Source organism: Wenxinia marina DSM 24838, from assembly GCF_000379485.1.
Classification (GTDB): domain Bacteria; phylum Pseudomonadota; class Alphaproteobacteria; order Rhodobacterales; family Rhodobacteraceae; genus Wenxinia; species Wenxinia marina.
In genome coordinates, this window is the sequence record NZ_KB902299.1 from 133,424 (window position 1) to 152,088 (window position 18,665).

At 62.7% G+C, this 18,665-nt stretch carries 19 protein-coding genes and 1 pseudogene; 13 read left to right on the forward strand and 7 right to left on the reverse strand.

The features are described 5' to 3' along the window. Positions 1–7: 7 nt before the first annotated feature. Positions 8–388 carry a hypothetical protein gene (locus A37W_RS23810; RefSeq protein WP_156169299.1) on the reverse strand — a complete coding sequence of 127 codons (381 nt, stop codon included), beginning with the start codon at positions 386–388 and terminating at the stop codon, positions 8–10. Positions 389–841: 453 nt separating this feature from the next. Here A37W_RS23810 and A37W_RS0113610 point away from each other — a divergent pair, with 453 nt between their 5' ends. The 7 genes from A37W_RS0113610 to A37W_RS23345 all read left to right on the forward strand — a co-directional run bounded on the left by A37W_RS0113610 (position 842) and on the right by A37W_RS23345 (position 10,194). Continuing rightward, complete coding sequence (locus tag A37W_RS0113610; protein WP_018303590.1) at positions 842–1,294, forward strand: DUF2924 domain-containing protein; 453 nt, start codon at positions 842–844, stop codon at positions 1,292–1,294. Further along, positions 1,291–2,601, forward strand: a complete 1,311-nt coding sequence (locus A37W_RS0113615; RefSeq protein WP_018303591.1) for a recombinase family protein — start codon at positions 1,291–1,293, stop codon at positions 2,599–2,601. Before A37W_RS0113610 ends, A37W_RS0113615 begins: the two co-directional genes overlap by 4 nt. Beyond that, entirely contained in the window at positions 2,598–2,999 is a 402-nt protein-coding gene (locus A37W_RS0113620; protein ID WP_018303592.1) for a hypothetical protein, read from the forward strand. Before A37W_RS0113615 ends, A37W_RS0113620 begins: the two co-directional genes overlap by 4 nt. A gap of 155 nt (positions 3,000–3,154) precedes the next feature. Then, positions 3,155–4,831: a type I restriction-modification system subunit M gene (locus A37W_RS24140; RefSeq protein ID WP_211206640.1), complete on the forward strand. Its 1,677-nt coding sequence runs from the start codon at positions 3,155–3,157 to the stop codon at positions 4,829–4,831. Between the two features lie 80 nt (positions 4,832–4,911). Then, positions 4,912–6,393 (forward strand): restriction endonuclease subunit S domain-containing protein, encoded by a 1,482-nt coding sequence (locus A37W_RS24145; RefSeq protein ID WP_211206641.1) that lies wholly within the window; start codon positions 4,912–4,914, stop codon positions 6,391–6,393. Then, a complete protein-coding gene (locus tag A37W_RS0113635) occupies positions 6,386–9,481 on the forward strand; it encodes a type I restriction endonuclease subunit R (protein ID WP_018303593.1) in 3,096 nt (1,031 codons plus the stop codon). Before A37W_RS24145 ends, A37W_RS0113635 begins: the two co-directional genes overlap by 8 nt. Then, positions 9,481–10,194, forward strand: coding sequence for a M48 family metallopeptidase (locus A37W_RS23345; protein WP_081617134.1), 714 nt, complete (start codon positions 9,481–9,483; stop codon positions 10,192–10,194). The genes A37W_RS0113635 and A37W_RS23345 overlap by 1 nt, the downstream gene beginning before the upstream one ends. Before the next feature lie 388 nt (positions 10,195–10,582). Here the strand turns inward: A37W_RS23345 and A37W_RS0113640 are convergent, their stop codons facing one another. The 6 genes and pseudogenes from A37W_RS0113640 to A37W_RS0113665 form a co-directional block, all read right to left on the reverse strand. Beyond that, on the reverse strand, positions 10,583–10,945 hold the full coding sequence (locus tag A37W_RS0113640) for a SpoIIAA family protein (protein ID WP_018303594.1): 363 nt from the start codon (positions 10,943–10,945) through the stop codon (positions 10,583–10,585). Beyond that, entirely contained in the window at positions 10,917–11,882 is a 966-nt protein-coding gene (locus A37W_RS0113645; protein WP_018303595.1) for a cation diffusion facilitator family transporter, read from the reverse strand. The genes A37W_RS0113640 and A37W_RS0113645 overlap by 29 nt, the downstream gene beginning before the upstream one ends. Continuing rightward, positions 11,872–12,675, reverse strand: a complete 804-nt coding sequence (locus A37W_RS0113650) for a ZIP family metal transporter (protein ID WP_018303596.1) — start codon at positions 12,673–12,675, stop codon at positions 11,872–11,874. Before A37W_RS0113650 ends, A37W_RS0113645 begins: the two co-directional genes overlap by 11 nt. A gap of 5 nt (positions 12,676–12,680) precedes the next feature. After that, a pseudogene (locus A37W_RS22000) lies at positions 12,681–13,482 on the reverse strand (transglutaminase-like domain-containing protein). A 78-nt stretch (positions 13,483–13,560) separates the two neighbouring features. Beyond that, complete coding sequence (locus A37W_RS0113660; protein WP_018303598.1) at positions 13,561–13,887, reverse strand: YnfA family protein; 327 nt, start codon at positions 13,885–13,887, stop codon at positions 13,561–13,563. Between the two features lies 1 nt (position 13,888). After that, positions 13,889–14,317: a MerR family transcriptional regulator gene (locus A37W_RS0113665; RefSeq protein WP_018303599.1), complete on the reverse strand. Its 429-nt coding sequence runs from the start codon at positions 14,315–14,317 to the stop codon at positions 13,889–13,891. Positions 14,318–14,524: 207 nt separating this feature from the next. Between A37W_RS0113665 and A37W_RS0113670 the strand changes: the two genes are divergently transcribed. The 6 genes from A37W_RS0113670 to A37W_RS0113695 are packed head-to-tail and all read left to right on the forward strand — an operon-like array spanning position 14,525 to position 18,663. Then, on the forward strand, positions 14,525–15,091 hold the full coding sequence (locus A37W_RS0113670) for an SCO family protein (protein WP_040754068.1): 567 nt from the start codon (positions 14,525–14,527) through the stop codon (positions 15,089–15,091). A gap of 4 nt (positions 15,092–15,095) precedes the next feature. Beyond that, positions 15,096–15,518 carry a disulfide bond formation protein B gene (locus A37W_RS0113675; RefSeq protein WP_018303601.1) on the forward strand — a complete coding sequence of 141 codons (423 nt, stop codon included), beginning with the start codon at positions 15,096–15,098 and terminating at the stop codon, positions 15,516–15,518. Beyond that, the gene (locus A37W_RS0113680; RefSeq protein WP_018303602.1) at positions 15,515–16,174 is read left to right on the forward strand and encodes a DsbA family protein; all 660 of its coding nucleotides are present in this window, start codon (positions 15,515–15,517) and stop codon (positions 16,172–16,174) included. Before A37W_RS0113675 ends, A37W_RS0113680 begins: the two co-directional genes overlap by 4 nt. Before the next feature lie 25 nt (positions 16,175–16,199). After that, complete coding sequence (locus A37W_RS0113685; RefSeq protein ID WP_026198494.1) at positions 16,200–16,667, forward strand: copper chaperone PCu(A)C; 468 nt, start codon at positions 16,200–16,202, stop codon at positions 16,665–16,667. Beyond that, the gene (locus A37W_RS0113690; protein WP_026198495.1) at positions 16,667–17,293 is read left to right on the forward strand and encodes an SCO family protein; all 627 of its coding nucleotides are present in this window, start codon (positions 16,667–16,669) and stop codon (positions 17,291–17,293) included. The genes A37W_RS0113685 and A37W_RS0113690 overlap by 1 nt, the downstream gene beginning before the upstream one ends. Beyond that, positions 17,290–18,663 carry a M23 family metallopeptidase gene (locus A37W_RS0113695; protein ID WP_026198496.1) on the forward strand — a complete coding sequence of 458 codons (1,374 nt, stop codon included), beginning with the start codon at positions 17,290–17,292 and terminating at the stop codon, positions 18,661–18,663. Before A37W_RS0113690 ends, A37W_RS0113695 begins: the two co-directional genes overlap by 4 nt. The last annotated feature ends 2 nt before the right edge of the window (positions 18,664–18,665 follow it).

Consider the following 18,665-nt stretch of genomic DNA (forward strand, 5'->3'; position numbering starts at 1 on the left):
ATGCGGGTCAGGTCGACGGCGCGGTCGAAGATCGGGCGGTGGTGGATGTAGGCGTGAAGCGCGATCGAGCGCGTGTCCAGCTTCGCGCTATTTTCAAGGCCTCGGCGGGCGGGACGAGATCGACGCCGAATTTTTCGGCCAGTTCAAGAAGCTTCGACGCGCCTGCGGCTCCCGCGAGATACTTCGCACAGTGCAGCGAATCCTGAAGGTCGTCAGTCAAGTCCTCGGATCGCTGAAAGATCTCGAACAAAGCCTCCCGCTTTTCCTTTTCGTCTTCGGGAAGTCGGCTCCAGGCAATTCCGCCTGAGCCGGGAAATGTTTCGAGGAATGTTCGAAACAGGTCGAGATCGACAGTCTTGATGAATTCACGGCACACGAATTTACGCACCCTCGGGGGCATCGAGTTGTTTCCTTCGCTGAAATGATGAAAACGAAGTCGGGAGAACGCGCCGTCTCTTCAAGAACCCCGCGTCAATTTTTGCACTGCAGCATTCGCGAACCCATTGCTGCTGCTCGGAATCTTTTTTTCTGGGGCGAAAGTCGGCAGATGAAGCGTGCAACGGATAAGGGCCGATAGCCCGAACACGCCGGCAGCGGGATGGGACAGTTCTCGAACTCGATGAGTAGAGACTGTCATGATCGACAGAACGCCCAACCCCCTCTCGCCGACCCTGCTGACCCCCGCGGAGCGTCGCGCCCAGCTCTGCCGCCTCCTCGCACTCGGCCTGGTTCGCCTCATGGCCCGGCAGTCAAGCGAACTAGTCGCTTCCGGCGGAGAGAGTTCGCTACACATCCCGCCCGCCCGGAGCGGTCATGCAACCGCACTTAGGCGGAGAGACGCATGACCACCCACGATCCGATCCCGGCCCGCCTGGCGGCCCTGAAGACGGCGCCGACACCGGAGCTGAAGGCGCAGTGGCGGGAGCTGTTCGAGAGCGAGCCGCCGCCGTTCAACCGCCGGTACCTGGAGAGCCGGCTCGCCTACCGGATCCAGGAGCTCGCCTACGGCGGGCTGAAACCTGAGACGGTCCGGCGGCTGGAACGGCTCGGCGAGGAACTGGACGGTGGTGACCGGACTAAGCGCTCGGCTCGAGCAGACATGATGCCCATCGCAGGCACACGCCTGATCCGTGAGTGGCGAGGCTGTGAGCACATCGTCACGGTCACTGCAGACGGTTTTACATGGCAGGGGCGGCCCTACAAGTCGCTGTCCGGCATCGCCCGCGCCATCACCGGCACGCGCTGGAACGGGTGGGTCTTCTTCGGCCTCAAAAACCACAGGAGGGGCGGATGAAGGACACCGTCGTCCGCAAGCTCCGCTGCGCCGTCTACACGCTCAAGTCCAACGCCGAGGGGCTGGAGCAGGATTTCAACTCGCTCCACGCCCAGCGGGAGGCCTGCGAGGCGTTCATCGCCAGCCAGCGGTCCGAGGGCTGGGTGCTGGTCCGCGATCAGTACGACGATGGCGGCATCTCGGGCGGCACGCTGGAGCGCCCCGGCCTCAAGCGGCTGCTAGAGTACATCGAGGACGGGTTGGTGGATGTGGTGGTGGTCTACAAGATCGACCGTCTCAGCCGCTCGCTCGCCGACTTCGCCAAGCTGGTCGAGGTGTTCGACCGCAACGACGTGACCTTCGTATCGGTCACGCAGTCCTTCAACACCACCACATCGATGGGGCGGCTGACGCTGAACATTCTGCTCTCGTTCGCCCAGTTCGAGCGCGAGGTGACGGCCGAGCGGATCAGGGACAAGTTCGCCGCCAGCCGCAAGAAGGGCATGTGGATGGGCGGCGTGCCGCCCCACGGATACCGGGTCAAGAACCGCAAGCTGGTAGTAGACGAAGACCGGGCGGCTGAGGTCCGCTGGCTTTTCGCCCGATTCCTGGAGATCGGGTCGGCCACGCTGCTGGCGCGCGAGATGGGCGAGCGAGGGATCGTCAACCGCAACGGCAATCCGATCGACAAGAAGACGCTGTACCGGATGCTGAACAACCGCGCATACATCGGCGAAGCGGTCCACAAGGGCGAGAGCTATCCCGGCGAGCACGACGCCATCATCGACCGCGAGACGTGGGACCGCGTCCACGCCATCCTGCAGGAGAGCCCCCGCAAGAGAGCGATGCGGACCCGCGCCGAGACGCCCGCGCTGCTGAAGGGGCTGCTCTTCGGCCCCGATGGCGCGGCCTTCTCGCCGACGCACACGCGCAAAGGGGACAAGCTCTACCGCTACTACGTCAGCCAGACGGTGCTGAAGCACGGCGCCGGTTCGTGCCCAATCGGCCGCGTGCCAGCGGGGGAGATCGAGGCCGCGGTAATCGACCAACTTCGCGCCGTGTTCCGCCAGCCGGAGATCGTGGCAGGCACGTGGAAGGCGGCGCGCGCCCACATCGACGACATCACCGAGGCCGACGCCCGCGCGGCCCTGCAGCAGCTCGATCCGCTGTGGGACGAACTGTTTCCCGTCGAGCAGGCCCGCATCGTCACGCTGCTGCTTGAACGGGTCGAAATCGGCACGGAGGGGCTGAACGTCCGCCTGCGCATCGACGGGCTGGGCGGCCTCGCCCGCGAGTTGCTGGCCGGTGGAATCGAGGCTGCCGCATGACCCGCGGTGCTCCGATCCCCGACACGGTGACGGTGCACGTCCCATTCCGCATCGTGAAGCGCGGCGGGCGGAAGGAGATGCAGCTGCCAGAAGGCGCCACGCAACCGCGCCGGACTGACAACACGCTGGTGAAAGCGCTGGCCCGCGCGTGCCGCTGGAAGCGCATGCTGGAGTCGGGCGAGTTCGCGTCGATTTCCGAACTGGCTGAGAAGGAAGGGATTGCCTTCACTTACATGGCTCGCGTCCTGCGCCTGACACTGCTGGCTCCAGACATCGTTGAGGCCATCCTGGACGGGAAGCAGGGGCCGGAGGTGACGCTGGCGCGGGTGTTGGAGCCGTTCCCGGTCGAGTGGATGAGCCAAGGCGCTGCCTTCGAGGCGTACCACGAACACTCATAGCCGCCACACCGTTCTCGCAACGTAAGCCACTGGCACTCCATCGCAGTTGGCTCTGGAAGGTAGCCCACTCGATCGCTACTCTGGCCCCGAAAATCACAAACACCCCGAAGAGCCCTTAACGGCCTTCTTCGACGACATCGGGCTGAAAAGACGCAATGGCAGTTAAGAAATCCGATCTGTATTCCTCGCTCTGGGCATCATGCGACGAGCTGCGTGGGGGAATGGACGCAAGCCAGTACAAGGATTACGTCCTTTTCATGCTCTTCATCAAATACGTTTCCGACAAGTATGGAAACAGTGATGATCTAGAGCCACCAATCATAATCCCTGAGGGCGCCAGCTTCGAAGACATGGTGGCGCTGAAGGGAAACCCGAACATTGGCGATCTGATCAACACGCAAGTCATCCAGCCGCTCGTTGAAGCCAACGAGATGCTGGCGCGGACGGACTTTCCCGACTTCAACGATCCCAACAAGCTCGGTGAAGGCAATGACCGGGTGCAGCGCCTCACGAATCTCATCGCGATCTTTGAGCGCCAGGACCTGAACTTCGCGAAAAACCGCGCTGACCACGATGACATTCTGGGCGATGCCTATGAGTATCTGATGCGCCACTTCGCGAGTGAAAGCGGGAAGAGCAAAGGGCAGTTCTACACCCCATCTGAGGTCAGCCGCATTATCGCGAAAGTAATCGGAATTTCGGCAAAGAATACGGTCGCCGGGACGACTGCCTATGACCCGACCTGCGGATCTGGCTCGTTGCTGCTCAAGGTCGCTGCCGAAGCTGGCAAGCGGATCACTCTCGAAGGTCAGGAAAAGGACGTGACCACGGCCGGTCTCGCCCGCATGAACATGATCCTGCACGACTTTCCCACTGCCAAGATCATTGCAGGCAATACATTGACGAATCCCAAGTTCCTCGAAGGGCAGCGCCTGCGCACATACGACTACGTCGTCGCCAATCCGCCATTCTCGGACAAGGCCTGGAGCACCGGCTTCAGCTACGATGACGATGGTGCGATCACGGACAGGCACAACCGGTTTGAATGGGGGGCGCCGCCGAAAAAGCAAGGCGACTATGCCTACCTCCTCCACATCATCCGCTCGATAAAGAGCACCGGAAAGGCCGCGTGCATTCTGCCCCACGGCGTGCTCTTCCGCGGCAATGCCGAGGCGGACCTTCGCGAGGCGCTGATCAAGTCGGGCTATCTCAAGGCGATCATCGGTCTGCCGCCGAACCTATTCTACGGCACCGGTATTCCGGCTTGCATCGTCGTGCTTGACAAGGAAAACGCCACTGCCCGGCGCGGGATCTTCATGATCGACGCCTCCAAGGGTTTTCGGAAGGATGGTGCGAAGAATCGTCTTCGCGAGCAGGATATCCACCGCATCGTGGACACCTTCCGCAAGGGGTCGGACGTCGCTGGTTACGCGCGCATGGTGCCGTTCGACGAGATCGCCGACCCGCGAAACGCCTTCAACCTGAACCTTGCCAGGTACATCGACACGTCTGAACCCGAGGACATCCACGAGATCGACGCGCATTTGCAGGGCGGCATCCCGAAGAGGGATATCGACGCTCTGGCAGGCTGGTGGGAGGTCATGCCAGGGCTTCGAGGGGAGCTCTTCTCCGACCTCCGGCCCAACTACCTCTCGCTGACGCGACCGACCGGCGAGGTGAAGGCCGCAATCGAGGAACACGCTGAGTTTCAGGCCTTCACGACCGCGGCGTCAGGCACCTTTGCGGCTTGTCAGGCACCTTTGCGGCTTGGCGTACCAGGGCGGATGCGGCTTGTCGGGCCTTCGGGCCCGGAGATCAGCCGAAAGAGCTGATCGAAGCCATCTCGGAGGACCTGCTCGAAGCATTCCGCAAAGTACCCCTGGTCGACCCGTATGACGTGTACCAGCACCTGATGGACTACTGGGCCGAGGCGCTGCAGGACGATTCCTATGTCATCGCTGCGACCGGCTGGGTGGCTGGCTCGCAACCGCGGGAGATCGTCAAGCGCAAGGGCAAGAGCGGCAAGCTCGAGTGGCCAGAGCCTGGCGACTACATGCTCGGGCGGCGGAGGTTCACCTCGGACCTTATCCCAGCGCGCCTGATGGTCGCGCGATACTTCGCGGCCGAGCAGGCCGAGATCGATGCCTTCGACGTGCGGATCGCGGAACTGGAGCAGGACCTAGCCGAGAAGCTCGAAGAAGGCGCAGGCGAGGACGGGCTGCTGGTCGAGGTGATCGAGGGCGAAGGCGACAAGCAGAAGATCACCGCAAAGGCGCTGAAGGCCCGGCTGAAGGAGATTGGCCGCGACCCGGACATGGCGGATGAACGAAAGGCACTCGAAGCTTACCAGAAGGTGATGACCACGCTTGACGCCACTAAGAAGAAGCGCAAGACGGCGGACGAGGCCATGTGGAAGAAGGTGCACGACCGCTATGGCACGCTGACCGAGGACGAGGCCACGACGCTGGTAGTGGCGGACAAGTGGCTCGACACCGTCGAGGCCCGCGTGACCGATGAGGTGGCGCATGTGGCGCAAGCCCTGTCCACCCGGGTCAAGGGGCTGGCCGAGCGGTATGCCATGCCTCTGCCTGAGCTGGAAAAAGAAGTACAAGCTCTATCCGCCCGAGTGGCCAAGCATCTGGCTGCAATTGGCGCAACCACTGGCCAGGCAAGGCAGCAAGCGGTTATTGGCCTGCTCTCTGGAAAAGTCAGGCTTCCCGGCTTCTCTGCACCGTGGCGGAAGGTGAAACTCGGTGATCATGTTACATTCATTCGTAATGGTGTTCATTCTCGCGCCCAGCTGACAGTGAATGATGCAGTGCGGAACCTCCACTATGGGGACATTCACGTAGCCTCATCCATTCGGCTTGACTTGAGAAATGCGAGTATGCCGCGACTACCGTCGGCGGAAGCATCTCGTCTCGCAAAGCTTCAAGACGGCGATCTTGTATTTGTGGATGCCTCAGAAGACCTTGCGGGTGTAGGAAAGTCTCTGGAAATTACTGGCGCTGAAGAAATCGAGGTCGTTGCCGGCCAGCACACAATCGCAGCACGCTTCGACAAAGACGTAATTGTCGATGGCTTTAAGGGCTACTTGCAGTACATCCCTGATTTTTCGTCCCACCTTCGCAGATTGGCGGCGGGCACAAAGGTCTATGCAACCAATAGGAAACACATCGCTAGCGCTGAAATCGAACTTCCCGAACCAGACGAGCAAATTGCAATAGCAAGTGTGTTGTCCGACATGGACGCCGAAATTGCAGCTCTCGAGGCTCGGCTCGACAAGAGCCGGATGCTAAAGCAAGCGATGATGCAGGCGCTGCTCACTGGCGGTGCTGGTGCCGAGAGTGAATCCGAAAACGCTCAGATGCAACTGGTTGCCGCCCATGCCTGAACGTCCCCGCAGCGAGCGCGTCACGCAGGACCGCCTGGCGGGCCACATCACCGCGCCGGAGGACGAGGGCGGTCTCGGCTACCGGAACCTTGGCGACTGGTCGGGCCGCCCGAACAACCGTTGTGTCGAGCCCGATCTACTGCGCGCCAACCTCTCCGCCCGCGGCTATTCCGATGACGAGATCAATGCCGCCCTGACGCGCCTGATGCAGGCGATCGAGGTGACCGGCACCACGCTCTATCAGGCCAACCTGCGCACCTACACGCTGCTGCGCTATGGCGTTGACGTGCAGACCTCGGTCGCCGCCCCGCACAAGACGGTGCACCTGATAGACTGGGAGAACCCCCCCGCCAACGACTTCGCCCTCGCCGAGGAAGTGACGCTAAAGGGCGGGCATGAACGGCGCCCCGATCTCGTCGTCTACCTCAACGGTCTCGCCGTCGCGGTGATTGAGCTGAAACGCTCGTCGGTCGAAATCGGCGACGGGATCCGGCAGCTGATTTCCAACCAGGACGAGATTTTCAACGCCCCGTTCTTCGCCACCGCGCAGCTCTTGCTGGCGGGCAGCGATGCGCAGGGTCTGCGCTACGGCACGGTCGGCACGCCTGAAACGCTGTTCGTCGAGTGGCGGGATGAAGACCCGCCCGCCGGAGACCTGCCCGCTGGCGCGCATCTCGACCGTCCGGTCGGGCAGATGCTGCGCAAGGACCGGTTGCTCGACCTGATCCGGAACTTCGTGATCTTCGACGCGGGCATCAAGAAGGTCCCGCGGCAACACCAGTTCGTCGGCGTGAAGCTGGCGCAGGAGCGGCTGGCCAAGCGCGAGGGCGGCGTCATTTGGCACACCCAGGGGTCCGGCAAGAGCATCCTGATGGTGCTGCTTGCCAAGTGGATCCTCGAACGCGAGCCTGATGCCCGCGTGCTGGTCATCACCGACCGCGACGAGCTCGACAAACAGATCGAGGGCGTGATGCGGAACGCGGGCGTGGTCGCTGCCGATGCTCCATCGCCTCGAGTGACGCGCCGCGATGAGTTCGTAAGCTGGTTGGGCGCGCCGTCGCCTCGCCTGATCTGCGCGCTGATCCACAAGTTTGACACGACGGAGCTGACAGGGCCGCCGCCGCGCGTCGCCGGCCGCTTCTACGTGTTCGTCGACGAGTGCCACCGCACCCAGGGCGGCGACATGAACAAGCAGATGAAGCGGTGGCTCGAGGGCGCCATCTTCGTCGGCTTCACCGGAACCCCCTTGCTGCGGAAGAATCGGCAGACCACGCGTGAAGTCTTCGGCACCTACATTCACACCTACAAGTTCCAGGAAGCGGTCCGGGACAAGGTCGTGCTCGATCTGAAATACGAAGCGCGCGACGTCCCGCAGCGCATGACGAGCCCGGCCGCCATTGACGCCTGGTTCGAAAAGAAGACTAAGAACCTCAACAACTTCCAGAAGGCTGTTCTGCGGAAGCGCTGGGCCAACATGGAGGAACTGCTCAGCGCGACCGAACGGAAACGCCGGATCGTCGCCGAGATCGTGCAGGATTTCGATCTGAAGCCGCGGCTGAGCGACGATAGAGGCACCGCGATCCTGGTAGCGGCCTCGATCCGCGACGCCTGCGAGTTCTACCGTGAGTTTCAGAGCACCCGGCTCGGGCCGCATGTGGGCATCGTCACGTCCTTCGAGCCGAACCACAACGCGATTTCGCGGGAGCCCGCCAACAGCGACGAGCGCTACAAGTACGACACGTATACGAAATTCGTGCTGAAAGGCGGCCAGAGCACGACCGCCTATGAGACCGAGGTCAAACGTCGCTTCATCGAAGAGCCGGCGAACATGAAGCTGCTGATCGTGGTGTCCAAGCTGCTTACCGGCTTCGACGCGCCGAGCTGCAGCTACATCTATCTCGACGACAAGTTGCGCGACCACACGCTGTTTCAGGCGATCTGTCGGACCAACCGGCTCGATGGCGACGACAAGGATTACGGTCATATCGTCGACTTCAAGGAGCTGTTCGGCGACGTCCAGCACGCGATTGCGGTCTACAGTTCGGATGAGCTGGATGTTGATGAAGGAAGCGGCGGCGAAAACAACGTCGAGATCAAGAACTGGCTCGAGGAAGGTAAGGCGCGCCTGGACGCGGCGCGGGAGGCGCTTCACTACCTGTGTGCGCCCGTGGCTCCTCCGAGGGAGATCGAGCAATTCTTGCGATATTTCTGTGGCGATGCCGGAGACCCGAACGCCTTGAACGAGACTGAGGCGCTCAGGGTCTCATTCTACAAGACCGTCGCCTCCTTTGTCCGCGCTTATGCGGCGATTGCGCAGAATCTCGATGACGCCGGGTATACCCCGCCTGAGCAGACGGACATCCAGCGGGAAATTGACTTCTACACCGACCTCCGCGCCGCAATAAAAAGGCACTCCGGAGAAGAACTCGACATCAAGCCGTATGAAGCGGACATGCGGCACCTGCTGAACACCTATATTCAAGCGGACCCAGCGCAGACGCTTGGAGCACTGTCAAACGTTTCGCTCACGCAAGCCATCATCGAAACTGGCATCCACGACGCCATTGCCAAACAACTCAACGAGAAGGGCAAGCTGTCAAAGAAGGCTGTCGCAGAGGGCATCATAAACAATATCCGAAAGACTATTATTCGTGATCAGCTCACGGACCCGCGCTTCTACGATGAGATGTCCAAACTCCTTGAGGATTTGATCAAACAGAGCCGCGATAGTGCGGAAGCCTACGAGGCGTTTCTGAAAAAAGCGGAAGAGCTGGTTCGAAAGCTGGCAGCGCGCGAAGCAGGTCCAGACTTGCCAGCCGGGCTCCACGGAAATCGTGAGGCTACGGTGGTGTTCAACAACCTGCAAAGTCTGCCTGCTCACAAGTTCACCTGTCCTGCCGATGAGGAACAAAGGGCGGAGCTCGCCCTTGAAATCGACCGGGCCATCCGGGAACACGCCCCTGCCGGCTGGAAGGGTGATCCAGTTCGCGAGCGGGAGGTCAAGAACGTGCTCTTCCCGCTCTTCAACCGAGATCGAGAAGCAACCCTCGCGATGTTCGAGATCATCAAGAACCAACAGGGGTATTGATGGGAGAGTCCATCGAGATTGGAGACATCACAATCAGCGTGACCCGGAAGGACGTGAAGAACGTCCACCTGTCGGTCCACCCGCCGGACGGACGCGTCACGCTTGTAACCCCTGCGTCGACCAGGATTGATGTTGCGCGTGCATACGCGATCACAAGAATTGGATGGATCCGGCAGCAGCAAGAGCAACTTCGGTCGCAGGCGAGGGAAGCCCCACATGCATTCGTCGGTCGCGAGACCCACTACCTTTGGGGACGGCGCCATCTTCTCCGTGTGACGGAGCTCGACGCGAAGCCTGAGGTAAGACTAGACCACCGCACAATCCATCTCCAGGTCCGCCCCGGAACTTCCCGCGACGGACGCGCCAAGGTGATTCACGCTTGGCATCTGAAGCTACTCCATGGCGCAGTCCCGCCCATTATCGACAAATGGGAAAGCCGCCTCGGCGTAAAGGTCCACCGCCACTTCTTGCAGCGGATGACAACCAAGTGGGGAAGCTGCAACTCGAAGGCAGGCACCATTCGGCTAAACACCGAACTCGTGAAGAAACCGCGCGACTTGCTGGAGTATGTAATCGTTCACGAGATGGTCCATATTTCCGAGCCGACGCACAGCCCCCGGTTCTTTGCTTTGCTTTCTGAGCACTATCCGAGTTGGCCTGAGGCCCGGCGGGAGCTGAACGAACTGCCAGTACCTCAACTCACTGGGAGCTGAGGTGACGACGGTTCCCTCGGAGCTGGGGCTGGTTCGATTTCCGTTCCGTCTTGCAAAAGGTCCTGTCATCGAAGTGCCTAGCTGCTAGCGAAGAATATCCCATGCAACTCATGCACTTAAAGGCTCTACACCGAATCCGCGAAGTCGAGAGGTCCGGAGAATATCGCCCCTGAGAGACCGCTTCCGGGCCGCCCGGCGCAGGGGGCAGTGCTCAGCCCCACCCGCATAACCCTCGAAAACAACGGAAAAATCCGGCCATAGCCGGATCGGGAGAACGCTTTCGCGGGGGCAAGTGGCGGAGGGAATGGGCCTGACGTCCAACCTTCTCCACCATCCAAGCCATTGTTTTCACGCGCTTGACGCTTTTCCAACTCGACGATGGGCGAGATCATCTATGGCGCGCCCACTCCTTCGCCGCTTCCGCCTCGCCGGCGTCGAACCATTGCATCTCGGATCGGGCCAGTGCGTTGGCGAGCGACGTACCCCATTCCATCCACTTCCTGTCGCCGACAACCGCGATGCGGGAGAAGTCGTTGCGATGCGCGGTGTCCATCTGCATGTCTTCGCGGAGCGCCGATAGATCCTCATAGCCATCGAAGCCTGTCAGGTCGACGACCAGGCCTGGCTTGTCGACCAACGCCAGTCTTTCGTGCAGCAGAGCGTGCATGCGCTCCATGTCGTCCTCGGTGAGCTTGCCCTCGCAGACAATTCCGATGACGTCGTCATGATCTTTCAGCGTCTCCGTGAACATGGTTTTCCTCCTCTTGCGCCGAGTTCCCGTGCCCGTAGAGGTCGACGTTCTGATGTGCGTTGTCTTTGTTTTCGAACTCAAGACTGGAATGGGCAATGCCGAAGCGCTCGTTCAACCGGCGCTTGATGTCACCCTTGATGGCTTCGATCCGCGTCCAACCATCCGCGGTCAGGACCACGTGGCAGTCGAGTGCCGCCTCGTGCTCCTGCATCTGCCAGAGGTGCACGTGATGGACGTCGATCACTCCTTCGACGCTGCGCATCGCCTCGATGACCGCCGCGTTGTCGATGTCGGGCGGGCTGCCCAGCATCAGCGTCCGCACCGGCCCGCCGATTTCGGTTATGGCGAGATATAGGATGTAGAGCGCGATGCCGATGGTGATCGCCGGATCGACCCAGCGCAGGTCGTAGAGCAGTATGAGCGTGCCGCCGATGATGACAGCGACCGAGGCGAGCGCGTCGGACAGGTTGTGCAGGAAGAGCGCGCGGATGTTAACGCTGCCCTTCTGCATCGAGTAGGTCAGGACCGCCGTCAGCGTGTCGATGAAAAGGGCCACGCCGCCGAGGATCACCACGGTCCAGCCCTGCACCTCGGGCGGGTCGATCATTCGCATGCCGCCCTCGTAGATCAGGTAGACTCCGACGAGGATCAGGGTGGTGTAGTTGATCAACGCGGCGACGATTTCGATCCGGCCGTAGCCGAAAGTCATCCGCTCGTCCGCAGGCCGGCGCGCGATCTTGCGCGCCCCGAAGGCGATCACGAGTGATGCCATGTCCGAGAAGTTGTGCAGCGCGTCGGCGATCAGCGCGAGACTTCCCGCGAGGATCCCGCCGACGATCTGCGCGACCGTTAGCAGACCGTTCGCCCAGATTGCGATCGAAACGCGCCGGTCGCCCGACTTGGCATCGATGTGCGCGTGGCCATGATCATGCGGCATGAATCATATCCTCCCGGACCGGCTGATCGACCAAACCGGCCCCCTTTGCAGTGTTCTCCCCGAGAGCCGTCTCGAGACCGGCGGAGACGAGCGCGAAGAGTGCGAAGCCACCAACGAAGGCGAGGGTCGAGCTGCGTGTGTCCGCCGTCGCGTTATGCGCCTCCTCGAGCATGTCCTCGACGGCGGCGACGGTGAGAAGGCCGGCGACGAAGCTCAGGGCGACATACTTTGCGGTGTCCGGCGCATCCCGCAGCAGGAACCACGCGATGAGCGCCATGCCGAGGCAGTAGAGCGGGAAGGAAAGTGACGCAGCAATGCGCCGGCCGCGCGGCACGTTCTTCTGCCGCAGGTTTGCGACCACAGAATACCCTTCAGGGAAATCGGCCAAGGTCTGCCCGGCGGCCAGAACGATGGCGAGCGACGTGGCGACCGCCGAGCCGGTCCCGATCATCAGCCCGTCACCGGTGAGATCGACGGCGACCGCGACATAGATCATCCACATCGAACTGCCGCCGCTCCCCGACGGGGACGCACGCTCGATCACCATTTCGGTCGCGATGTAGGCTGCGCCACCGGCCGCAAACGACGCTGCGATCCACCAACCGGCAAGGTTGTCGAGCGCTTTCGGCATCAGTTCGATCGCGACCACGCCGATGACGATCCCCGAAGCGGCGTGCAATGCGATGTTCAGAAGCCGCGGCGTCGTGCGCACGGACTCGGCCACCATGCCTCCGGCCAGGTTTCCGAGGCCCGGAAGAAGCGCAAGTCCAATGACCAGCCAAAAATTGTCCATATACGCTATTCTCCGTAGAGGAGGCAAAGGTGCGCCCGTACCTTCAAGACAACGCGGGAGATGCCGGGCCTGTTTTCGGGGGCACCATCGATCGGGAGAAGGCTGCCTCCACGGATCGCGCGGACGCGGGCGTTCTTCCAGTGGCGGATGGCGTGGCGGAAGAGCCAGTCCCGTAGCGCCCCGAGATCCTGCGCGTATATCGCGAAGAAATTGTCAGGCGCATCGAATGTTCCAGGATCCCGGCTAATGCCGGTCTTCTGGATATAGGTGTCGCCCCCGCTCCAGTTGATGGGCGGCGCGCGCAGACAATCGGTGCCCACGCCGTAGCCGCAAAGGCTGTCCCGGCCCGCGAACGCGCTCTGAAGGCTGGCGAGGAACGGCTTGTCGAGGATGAACCCTTCCAAGACGATCCAGCGGGCCTCGAGTTCGACCTCGACCCAGGAGTGCAGGATTCTCTGCCGGAGCGATCGTGTAGACCGCTTTAGGCACGATCCCGCGTTGAAGCGCCTTGTGGATGGTGAAGCCGTGCAGACGGCAGCGCATGTTCAGCGCGCGGAACAGCGCCATCAACAGCGTGCCCTTGCTGTTGCACTGGCCATAGCCGTCGGTCAGCACGGCCGAGGCCGGAATGGCGTCGCCGCTGTTGTAGCCGAACGCGATTTCATCCCTGACGAAGTCGTAGGCCGCCTTGGCGCGCGCCTCTTCCTCCAGGTCGGCCCATCCGCGCGAGGCGATCAGGTCTGCAATGACCGGCGCGTTGAAATCGAGAAGCCGCGTCTCGGTGAGGAGAGGTTCGGGAGCAGACATGGCACGCCTTTCGTCGAATCGATCTCGGAAAGACGTAATTCCTCCAGTCGCTGTAGTTTCAAGCCCCTTTTTCTCGGGTCACGCCCCGCGATGTGCGCGCAAGATTATCGCCGCGCCCGCAAGGCAGATCGCGGCGCCGACGAGATCCCAGCAGTCCCGCCGTTCGCCCTCCGCCAGCCACATCCAGAGGACGGAGGCGGCAATGTAGGCCCCGCCATAGGCCGCGTAGGCGCGACCGGCCGCGGCGGTCTCGACCTGCGCGAGCAGCCAGCCGAAGGCAATCAGTGAGGCGACGCCGGGCGCAAGCCAGAGCGCAGACACTCCCAGCCGCCACCAGGCCCAGATGGCGAAGCAACCGGCGATCTCGGCCAGCGCCGCCGTCGCGTAGATCAGGGCCGTTGGCATGTCAGGCTCCGATCTCGTCGTGCTCGGTCAGGCATTCGGAATGATCGCGCAGCACGGTCAGCACCTGGCAATCCGCCGTTCGTCCGCCGCTGCATTCATGGATCATCCGTTCCAGCTCAGTCTTCAGCGCCTCCAGTCGCGCCATGCGCTGCTCGACTTGGCGCAGCTGACGACGCGCGATGGCGTCGGCTTCTTCGCAGGGGCGGTCGGGGTGGTCGCTGAGATCAAGCAACTCGCGGATCGCATCGAGGCCGAACCCGAGCTGACGCGCATGCCGGATGAAAGCCAGTCGGTCGAGTTCGGTATCGCCGTAGCGCCGCTGTCCGCCCTCGGTGCGTCCCGGCTCAGGCATCAAGCCAACCTGCTCGTAATAGCGGATGGTCTGCACCTTCGTGCCGGTCTTCTTCGCAAGCGTGCCGATCGTAAGCATGGAAAGCCCCTTGAATCCTACATGAGGTGTAGGTTTCAGGCGCGAGAATGACAAGCCGGAACCGATTTTCACGAAGCGGTGAGCTGCCAGGGGCGAAGGCAAACAGGCTTGAACCTCCAGTAGCTAGAGGATGTAAGCGCAGGTAATCAAGAATCAATCGGGCGGGCCGAGGTGCGACTGACTTCATTTAAAACGCTATTGTGGAGTCTGACCGGTGTTGCAGGATTGGGACTGGTGCTTGGCCTGCTCTGGTTGGATTACCATGCCGATCAGGCACGGGTCGCGGAGGAGCCTGCCTTCGCGGCTGCTTTCGAACTCACCGACCACCGGGGAGTGGTCCGGACCGAGGACGATTTCGCCGGCCGCTGGATGCTGATCTTCTTCGGCTTCGCGAACTGTCCCGACGTCTGCCCGACAACTCTTGCCGAGGTCGCCGCCGTCATGGACGGGCTCGGCGATGATGCAGAAGAGGTCCAGCCGATCTTCATCTCGATCGACCCGGAGCGCGACACGCCGCAGGCGCTGGCCGACTTCGTGCCGCTGTTTAACGAGCGCATCATCGGGCTGACCGGCACGCCCGGACAGATCGCCGAGACAGCCGAAATCTTCCCGATCTATTTCGAGCGGATCGAGGAGGCGAGCGCCCCCGACGGCTACACGATGGGCCACACGTCGCACCTGCTTCTGTTCGGACCGGACGCTGGCTTTGTCGACTCTTGGCCGTATGGCACTCCGGCCGAGGAGATCATCGCCGATCTTCGGGAAAGGATCTGACGGCATGGCAAGGCTCTCCGGCGAGACGGCCCTCGGGCTGGCCTGGATGGTGGCCTTCGCCGCCTCGCTGGCCGTCCTCTTCATCGGCGAGGTTCTGAGCCAGATGCCCTGTCTCCTGTGCTGGTATCAGCGCGCCTTCATGTTTCCGCTGGCGATCGTCCTCGGCCTCGGCCTGTGGTGGCGGGACCCTGGTGTTGGCCGCTACGGGATCGCGCTGGCCACGGGAGGCGCGGCCGTCGCGCTTTGGCATGTCCTTCTCTACCTCGGTTGGATCCCCGAGCCGATCCAGCCCTGCACCGCAACGGGCCCGTCCTGCACCGGCGAGAACCAGGTGATCCTCGGCCTCCCGATCCCGGCGCTGTCGCTCGTTGCCTTCGCGCTCGTCGCCCTGTTTTCAACCCTCTCGCTCAAGGAGGCCGCCGAATGAACCGCCGCGCCCTGATCCTCTCCGTCCTTGCCGTTGGCGCCGTCGGATTCGGCGGTGCGACCTGGTATGCCACCCGGCCCGCCCCGACGGCCGAGGCAGAAGCTGCGCCGCCCGCACAGGCCGAAGCGCTCATCCGGCCGCATTCGCCTGCGCTGGGTCCCGAGGATGCGCCTGTCACCGTCGTCGAGTTCTTCGATCCCGCCTGCGAGGCCTGCCGCGCCTTCCATCCCATCGTGAAGGACATCATGGCCGAGCATGGCAGCGCCGTCCGCGTTGTGATCCGCTACACGCCTTTCCACGGCGAGGCATCGGAACAGGCGATCCGGGTGCTTGAGGCCGCGCGGATGCAAGGGGTGTTCGAGCCGGTGCTGGAGGCGCTTCTACGCGACCAGCCAAGATGGGCATCGCACGGCGCCCCCGAACCGGGCCTGCTTCTGGACATCGCGGCTTCGGCCGGTTTCGACGTCGATGAGGGGCAAGGCCAGTTGCTGTTCCCCGGTACGACGGCTGTGCTCAACCAGGACCGCGCGGATGTCGAAACAGTCGGCGTCCGCCAGACCCCCACCTTCTTCGTCAACGGTCGGTCGCTCGATCCGTTCGGGGAAGCAGAGTTGCGCCGGCTGGTGGCCGCCGAGGTCACCGCGACACGAAGCTGAAAATGAACGGAGTTCGACGGACATGATAAGGAAAGGGACGATTCTGGGGGGATGTGCCGCCCTGCTTTTGGCCGCGGTACTGAGCGGCGCCGCTCTCGCGGGTTCCGAGGACGTTGTGGTCGAAGACGCATGGGCGCGTGCGTCGATCGGCACCAGCCGCCCCGGCGCGGCGTACATGACGATCCGCAATACCGGCGAGGAAGCGCTCACGCTCTCCGGCATATCGACCGATCTGGCGATGCAGCCGGAGGTCCACTTGAGCGCAACCGACGCCCGGGGCGTGAACTCCATGGCTCCGGCGGGCGAGATCGAGATCGCTCCGGGAGAGGCGGTCGCGCTCGAACCAGGCGGGCTGCATGCGATGCTGATGATGCTCCAGCGTCCGATGGTCGAGGGCGAGACGTTCGATTTGACGCTGATCTTCTCCGACGGCGGTGAAGTGCGCGTTGAGGTTCCGATCCTCGGGATCGCCGCGCGCGGTCTGAACGACTGATGCAGCAACGGACGATCCTTGGATACGGCGCAGCGGGTGTCGGGGCACTACTCTTCGCGCTCTTTGTCGGCTGGTGGCAAGTGGACGGGCCTGGTGCGCCCGAGCCGGAGGGCCAGCGGCCGCTGGCTCTGTCCGCCATGGACTTCAGCCTGACGGACCACGAGGGAAACGTGGTCGGGCCGGAAACGCTGATCGGGCGCCCTGCGATGGTGTTCTTCGGCTTTACCTACTGTCCGGACGTCTGCCCGACCACGCTCTCGGACATTTCGGGATGGCTCGACGATTTGGGGGACGAGGCAGACGAGATGTTCGTGGTTTTCATCACTGTCGATCCCGAGCGCGACACCGTCGATGCGATGTCGGACTATGTCGGCTATTTCCATCCGGCCATCCGCGGCTGGACCGGCGAAGATGAGGAAATCGCGAAAGCCGCGCGCGGCTTCCGCGCGAGCTACAAGCGGGTGCCGACCGAGAGTGGCGGTTACACGATGAACCACACCGCCAGCGTTTTCCTGTTCGACGCTGCGGGGCGGTTCGTCACCATGATCGACTATCACGAACCGAGGGAATTCGCGGTGCCGAAGATTCGCCGCGCACTCGAAGAAGAAACGGAGGGGGCAACATGAGGCTCAGAGCAATCGCGGCAGGTATCGGAATTGTCGCCGCGCTATCAGGTGGTGGCTTTGTTCTTTCGGGGGTCTGGTCGAAGGACCCCGTTCCTCCAGGTCTCGCGGCAGCAAGCATATGGTCGCCGGACCGTCTCCAGCCTCCCCCGTTTGTGGTGTCGGAACCGCCACGATTTGCGCAGGCAGGAGCCGAGCCCACGACGTTGCTTAGCCCCATACCTCTTCTGCAGGTCTCCGTCGCTGATACTTCCTTGCCGACGATCGAACCTCCCCTTTCCGCTTGGTCGCGCGACATAGAAAGCGGTGAGACGCTCGATATAGTTCTCGCGGAGGCCGGTCTCTCGGCGACCGACCGTGCGGAAGTCACCCTCGCTCTTGGCGCGGAATATGATTTGAGGCGGCTGCGGCCTGGACATTCCGTCACCGTCGTATCGACGATGGACAACAGCCCGCGCAGCGTCGCGCTCGCCATCGAGGACGGTGTGCGCATCGAGGTGATCTTCGGCGATGAGCTTGCCACGCAGATCGTTACCCCGAAGTCCGAGACGGTGACGCTTGCCGGGGAAGCAGTGATCGAAAGCTCGCTTTTCGCTGCGCTCGATGAGGCCGGTATCCCGGCCCGGTTTGCGGTGGACCTGGCGCAGATGCTCGGCGGAACGGTGGATTTTCGCCGTGAGATGGCAGGCGGCGAAACCCTCCGGCTTCTCTGGCGCGAGGCGCGCGTCGGAGACGACAGGATCGGCCAGCCTGACCTTGCCTTCGCCGCGCTGGAGGTCGGCGGCGCGCTCTACGAGGTCGTTTGGCCGGACAACGGCAGCGGACAGGCGACGATCTTCGTCGACGGCGAAGTCCTCCGCGTCTTCGCGCAGCCCGTCGAAGGTGCACGCCTGAGCTCCGTTTTCGGCCGCCGCACGCATCCAGTCTATGGGAACGTGCGAATGCACACCGGCGTCGATTTCGCTGCGGCAAGTGGGACGCCGGTTCACGCCACGGCACCCGGGCGCGTCAGCTTCATCGGCTGGCGGGGCGGGTACGGCCGCGTGGTCGAAATCTCGCATGGCTCGGACACCACGACGCGCTACGCGCATCTCAGCGCCGTCCCGGATGGCCTCGCGCAAGGCCAGCGCGTGGCCGCCGGAGACGTGATCGGTCGTGTGGGCGCCACCGGCACCGCGACCGGTCCTAACCTGCACTACGAGGTTCTGGTGGACGGTCGTCCGACCGATCCTCTCTCCGACGAGCGGCTCGCCGAAGCTGCCGAGCGCGAAGCGGATGACACTGCCGCGCTGTCGCGATTGGCCGAAGCCCGCGCGCTTCTCGCTGAAAGTCTCGACCGCGAGATCGCCCTGACAGCAACCGAAAGGCTCTGACC